The 5,640-nt window shown below is 59.0% G+C and carries 6 protein-coding genes and 1 pseudogene; 5 read left to right on the forward strand and 2 right to left on the reverse strand.

Going from position 1 to position 5,640, the window contains the following annotated elements; translation table 11 throughout:
- The coding region (locus ACSLE4_RS11050) for a phasin family protein (protein ID WP_435904504.1) at nucleotides 1-409 on the reverse strand (409 nt) is incomplete at its 3' end.
- 508 nt (nucleotides 410-917) lie between these two features.
- Entirely contained in the window at nucleotides 918-1,241 is a 324-nt protein-coding gene (locus ACSLE4_RS11055) for a polyhydroxyalkanoic acid system family protein (protein ID WP_435904505.1), read from the reverse strand.
- A 313-nt stretch (nucleotides 1,242-1,554) separates the two neighbouring features.
- On the opposite strand from ACSLE4_RS11055, the gene ACSLE4_RS11060 reads away from it, so the two are divergent.
- From ACSLE4_RS11060 to ACSLE4_RS11080, 5 genes and pseudogenes are all read left to right on the forward strand, one after another.
- Nucleotides 1,555-2,046, forward strand: a complete 492-nt coding sequence (locus tag ACSLE4_RS11060) for a TetR/AcrR family transcriptional regulator (protein WP_435904506.1) — start codon at nucleotides 1,555-1,557, stop codon at nucleotides 2,044-2,046.
- Nucleotides 2,047-2,361: 315 nt separating this feature from the next.
- The gene (locus ACSLE4_RS11065; protein ID WP_435904507.1) at nucleotides 2,362-2,916 is read left to right on the forward strand and encodes a group I truncated hemoglobin; all 555 of its coding nucleotides are present in this window, start codon (nucleotides 2,362-2,364) and stop codon (nucleotides 2,914-2,916) included.
- A 176-nt stretch (nucleotides 2,917-3,092) separates the two neighbouring features.
- Nucleotides 3,093-3,559 (forward strand): annotated as a pseudogene (locus ACSLE4_RS11070) (DUF4142 domain-containing protein); the annotation flags it as partial.
- A 5-nt stretch (nucleotides 3,560-3,564) separates the two neighbouring features.
- Complete coding sequence (locus ACSLE4_RS11075; protein WP_435904508.1) at nucleotides 3,565-4,245, forward strand: RNA polymerase sigma factor; 681 nt, start codon at nucleotides 3,565-3,567, stop codon at nucleotides 4,243-4,245.
- Between the two features lie 109 nt (nucleotides 4,246-4,354).
- Nucleotides 4,355-5,386 (forward strand): IS110 family transposase, encoded by a 1,032-nt coding sequence (locus ACSLE4_RS11080; protein ID WP_435904509.1) that lies wholly within the window; start codon nucleotides 4,355-4,357, stop codon nucleotides 5,384-5,386.
- Nucleotides 5,387-5,640 lie beyond the last annotated feature (254 nt).

The raw sequence follows: 5,640 nt of genomic DNA on the forward strand, positions 1-5,640 counted from the left end.
GTGTACGGACTTCCTCTGCTTGCGCCGTCAATACGCCGAACTGCTTGCGCCAAAAGGCCGCTTGCAGTTCCACTACGTCGGCGAGGTCCTTGGCGCCCGCAAGGCTCGTGGCCAAGTCGAAGCTCGAATCGACGTTGCGCCGGGCGAGGTCGACGATCTTGCGGTTGAACGCAGCAGCACCTTGGCCGGCAGCGTCGAAGGTCCGTTCGAACGTCGTCAAGGACGCATCGAAAGCATGCCAGGAGCGGTCATAGGCTTCGCGGGTCTGCGCTATGGCCTTCTTGGCAAGAGCGCGCACGCCCTCCGGTACGGTGGTATCGAGACCGAGGTTGCCGAGCTGGTCTGTAGTCTTGCGGTAGGCCGCGAGGACCTGGTCGGCGGCAGCTTGGGGACTATGGGTGACGGTCATGAAATACCTCGTGGGTTTAAGCATTTTCGCAGGCTGACAACCGCCGGACCCTGGCCCTTCAAGGGCAGTGGTGCTGAGTGCTAATATTCGGGAAAGGAGCGTGCACGTAATCGGCACGATAATCTTGACCGTCAGCGCCTAGGGATCCGGCGTGCCAGTACTAACCATATGGAGCTTGATGAGGCGGATTACAAGCCTAGCGCGATAAATATATCCATACCCGCAATGGTTGAGACGTTGGCGAGATGTCGGTGTTGTGGCATCCCATGCAGTTAGCGTCGTGCAAGCGCTTTCCCGCGGCGCTTTCGGCCAGCAAGGCGGCAGCGTAAGTGCTCGGCATCAGCATTATCAAGAGTGCTAAGCACAAGGTGCGTTTATTGTTTGCCTCCCACGCGTGGTTGCGACATCCGCGTTTCCGCACGGTTCAATGCGCTTAGTAAGTCGGAGACTCATCTTCCCATATGATCACTATGTTTTCTGGCACGAGTGTCCCACCAGGACACCTGCGTCAACGCTTCGACGTTGGCTTCTCCAGCATGAGTTGCCCCTGACGCTTCACTAAGGCCTTGGCCTTGTTGGCGATCATTGCCAACACCCACGGAAGCTGCACTTCGAGCCGCACATGATCATCGGCCACGTCCGCCGATCCGGTGGTCGATTTGCCGAGCAGGTTCGCCTGGAAATCCAGATGATCACCGGCCCAGGTATCCTTCAACGTGACGAAGCTGTTGCCCACATGCGAGTGTACATTGCTGAAGCCGGCCTGCAGTCGGCGTTTGGCCTCGTCCTTGCCGAGCCGGTGGGGGATGGTGACGACAACTGGTTGGGGCATTTTAAGTCTGTACCTCTTGCGGTTAGCTCTCCCACATGTGGGAAAGCTCGCCCCACTCTACCAGAGCCGTGCGGGCACCAACGAAAACGCACCGCGCAGTCTGGTAAGCTCCGAAGACCCTCGTTCGGGAGAGGGGGTCGCAGGTTCAAATCCTGCCACTCCGACCAATACTTATCCGGTTTTCAGCAGCCTGTGGGCACACGTGTAGGCGCAGGTGTTTTCAGCCTCGAAGAGGCTCATTGGTTCTGAAGATGCTCTCCTCACCGATTGACGGTCAGCAGCATCGGCCCATAGACGGCGACGAAGAGCGAAAATGCTGCAATCCAGACGATGCCGAAAGCCAAGCCTCTACCACTATTTCGACTCCAAGGAGGCCCTCGCTTTGGCCGTGCTTGAGCGCGCGGCGGACTTGGTACGGACATACTTGGCGAAAGTCGATGGCGAGGATCCGGCCGCGCGGCTGGAGCGCTATTTCGAAATGTTTCGAGACATTCACGGCAAGGGCGAGCGCATGTGCCCCGGTGGATCGTTCGCGGCGGTGTTTGATGGGGTCTCTTCGTCCGTGCAAAGCGCATTGCACCGTTTCACCAAGCTGCATCTCGATTTGCTGGAGAGCATCGTCCGCGAAGGCGCAGAGCGCGGCCAGTTCCAAATCAAAGACCAGCGCCCGCGCGACGTTGCGATGCAAATCTTCGCCGGCGCTCAGGGCGCGCTGATGATCGGCCGCCTAACCGGTGATGCCCACGCCATCGATGCAGTCACCGCCGAATTCAGGAACTACTTCGGTTACGTCCCCACCAAGTAGGCGCCTGGCCCATGTGTCACAGGGCTGACCCGCAGTACCTGGTAGAAAACGCCATCACGTGGCGACGGCGCGTCAGCTGGCAGGGCCGCTCATGGCACGGAGCCGACGTGCCGCAGCATTGCCGCGAGGGTCTGTTCTGACCCAACAAAGCAGACAATCTTGGTTGCGTCCGGAGAGTCTAAGGCTAGTTGGCGTTAAAAGCCCTGTTAACGGGAACCTATCGAGGGGTCGTGCCATCCAATGTTCAGGTACTTCGCGACTTAGCGGCGGGGCATGCTCGGCCCTTAGCCGTCGCCATCACTAAGGAGATGAGCAATGGCACAGGACATTTCGACTATCACAAGACGAACCATGGTCGCAGGCCTGGCGCTGAGCGCCTTCCCAGTGACTACGGGAGGGCCCAACAACGCGTACGCACAGGCCCAAACCACGCCTGAGAAAAGTCTGTACGAGCGGCTGGGCGGCGTCTTTGCCATCGCGGCGGCGGTGGATCACTTCAGCGACGCCGTCGTGAAAAACCCTATCGTCGGTCAGAACTCCAAGAACCCGCAGCTGCGGGAATGGCACACCAAGAATCTGGGAAGACTGCCCGGCCTCAAGTTTATGCGAACGCTGTGGGTCTGCGACGTTTCGGGTGGGCCGTTCCAATTCACGGCCACTAAACCCGGCACGACGCCGCTCGGCCTTGAAGAGGCCCACCGGCACCTTCGGATCTCCCCGGCAGAATTTGATGAGGTCGCAGCGGAGCTTGGACGGACCCTGGATTTCCTCAAGATCCCAAAGCGTGAGAAGGCCGAAGTCCTGGCAGCCTTCGCCGCCCACAAAGGCGAGGTCACCGCCGGCTACGTCGAGAACCCTAGACGAGGCTAAGCGCCGGGAACCTCTTTGCCCCATTTCGCATCAAATGGCTCAAGCCGAGTGAAGCGTTTCGCGCAAGCGGCACGCTTCGCCGACAGCGAAAGGAAAGTGGTACGCACAAGACCGTCCGGTGCTCTGTCGGGCACCCTTCTGTTCGCCAGGCCGCTGTTGCGGCTGATCAGGCGACAAAGCCCACCGATCCCCAAATTGCCCATATCGCCTATACCGCGGGACAGATCGACATCGAGGCCGCTAGCCAGGCCTTGGACAAGTCGAAAAATAACGATGTCCGCGCCTTTGGACAGCAGATGGTTGGCGACCATACGACGGTGAACAATCAGGCTTTGGCGTTGGTAAAGAAATTGAATGTCAAGCCGGCGGACAATCCCACCAGCCAAAGCCTCACCAAGCAGGCGAAGCTACCCGTAACAAGCTTGCGAGCTTGGATAAAGCGGCTTTCGACAGGGCTTACATGGACAATGAGGTTGCCTATCATAAGATGGTCAACACCGCGCTGAGCGACACACTCATTCCGGACGCGCAGAGTGCCGAGTTAAAGGCGTTGCTGCAAAGCGGTCTGGGAGTATTCCGGGCGCACCAAAAGCACGCCGAGCAACTCGCGAGCCAACTCCAGTCGGGTTCGGCATCGCAGTAGGAAACATGACAAGCGTTGCGCTGGACTATGAGACTCTGACCGATATTGAGCTCGCGAGACGAATAGCTCAGCGCGATACGCTCGCCGTACGCGTCGTGACCAGACGCAACAATCAACGTCTCTATCGAACTGCGTGGAGTGTTCTGAAAGACCCGGCGGACGCTGAGGACGCTGTCCAAGATGGATACCTCAAGGCATTCGCCGCGATCGACAAATTTGCAGGTGCGTCGTCTCTTAGCACCTGGCTGACGCGGATCGTATTGAACGAAGCTCTCGGCCGGCGCAGGTCCGAGCAACGCAAGCTCAGCCAGCTTCGTACACAATCCGTTGCCCTTATCGATGATTATCGGGAGAATTTGATGGGAGGGTCCGCCGCTTCATCGTCACCGGAAGCCGACGCCGCGCGAGGCCAGGTCGCCAGACTTCTCGAGCAAGCCATAGCGGATTTACCGGACGCGTTCCGGATTGTCTTCATCTTACGCGAGGTCGAAGGGCTGAGCGTCGAGGAAACCGCTGACGCATTGCAGATTGCTCCTCCAACGGTCAAGACTAGGCTCCTACGTGCGCGGCGGCGGCTGCAAACGGTTTTGGCTCCCGCCCTGCATGACGCCCTGCGCGACACCTTTCCTTTTGCAGGTGAAGCGTGTGAAACACTTACTGCGCGTGTGCTAGCGAGATTTACCTAACACTGGAGGCGCGATGTCTGCTTTTGATGCTGTGGACGGCTCCTCCACCGGCATCCAGGTGCCACACTGTGGTTGCTGTTGAAGCGATCACAATTGAGAGGAGCCATCCATGCAAGAGATTACAACGATTGGTTTGGATATCGCCAAGTCGGTGTTTCAAGTTCACGGGATTGATGCGTCTGGCGCGGTGATCGTCCGTCGGCAACTGAGGCGGTCTCAGGTCTTGCCCTTCTTTCGCAAGCCGCCGGGGTGCGTCATCGGCATTGAGGCCTGTGCGACTGCGCATCACTGGGCTCGAGAACTTGAGAAGGTGGGCCATGAGGTGCGGCTAATGCCGCCGCGATATGTGAAGCCTTACGTCAAGCGCAATAAGAACGATGCTGCCGATGCTGAGGCGATCTGTGAAGCGGTTCAGCGCCCCACGATGCGCTTTGTGCCGATCAAGAGCCCTGAGCAGCAATCGGTACTGATGCTACATCGGACCCGGCAGTTGTTTATTCGCCAGCGTACGGCGTTGATCAACGCGATCCGGGCGCATCTTGCAGAGTTCGGTATTGTTGCCGGTATTGGCCGCAACGGCGCCGAGAAGTTGTTGGATCTCATCACCAGGGGCGAGGATGAGCGCATACCACCGGCAGCCCACGCGTGCCTGATGGCCCTGGCGGCACAGCTTGCAATGGTGAAGCGCCAGATCCTGGAAGCCGATCGGCGGTTGCTTGCATGGCACCGGACCAGCAAGACCAGCAAACGGCTTGAAGCGATCCCCGGTGTTGGTCCGTTGATCGCCACAGCCCTTGTTGCCAGCATCCCTGATCCAAATGTCTTCCGTTCAGGCCGTGACTTGAGTGCCTGGATCGGGCTGGTCCCAAAACAGAGTTCCACCGGCGGCAAGGAACGCCTCGGCTCTATCTCCAAGGCGGGCAACCGATACTTACGTTCGTTACTGGTCGTTGGCGCCCTGTCGGTCATCAGACGAGCCAAACAGTTGGGCTACACACGCCATCCCTGGCTCATAAGGCTCATGGAGCGCCGATCGGTCAAGATCGCCGCTATCGCACTGGCCAACAAGATCGCGCGCATAGCCTGGGCGATGATGGCCCGCAATGAGAGCTATCGAACACCGCTGCCGGCATCAGCATAAGGCAGCAACACGAACGCGCGGGGAACGGCTTCCCGTGCAACGAGGTTGGAAAGGGCAATGATCGCATAACGCACCCAAGCCAGTCGGCCCACGGACCGGGACAACCCACAAGTGCCAGAGCGCCACCTGAAGCGCGTGCTTTTGACCGGGACCCGATCTGCGGAGAGCATTATGGCCAGCGGCCATGAACAGTGCCGCATCAACAGGCCGAACACATGGCAGCTCCGACCAGCCGTGCGATAGCGTTCAAAAAA

The organism is Methyloceanibacter sp., assembly GCF_051306395.1.
Taxonomy (GTDB): domain Bacteria; phylum Pseudomonadota; class Alphaproteobacteria; order Rhizobiales; family Methyloligellaceae; genus Methyloceanibacter.

Excerpts from the sequence above, each read along its gene's own strand:
- ACSLE4_RS11075 (WP_435904508.1), top strand. The coding sequence starts at position 3,565 with ATGACAAGCGTTGCGCTGGACTATGAGACTCTGACCGATATTGAGCTC.
- ACSLE4_RS11055 (WP_435904505.1), bottom strand. The coding sequence starts at position 1,241 with ATGCCCCAACCAGTTGTCGTCACCATCCCCCACCGGCTCGGCAAGGAC.
- ACSLE4_RS11060 (WP_435904506.1), top strand. The coding sequence starts at position 1,555 with ATGCTGCAATCCAGACGATGCCGAAAGCCAAGCCTCTACCACTATTTC.
- ACSLE4_RS11065 (WP_435904507.1), top strand. The coding sequence starts at position 2,362 with ATGGCACAGGACATTTCGACTATCACAAGACGAACCATGGTCGCAGGC.
- ACSLE4_RS11080 (WP_435904509.1), top strand. The coding sequence starts at position 4,355 with ATGCAAGAGATTACAACGATTGGTTTGGATATCGCCAAGTCGGTGTTT.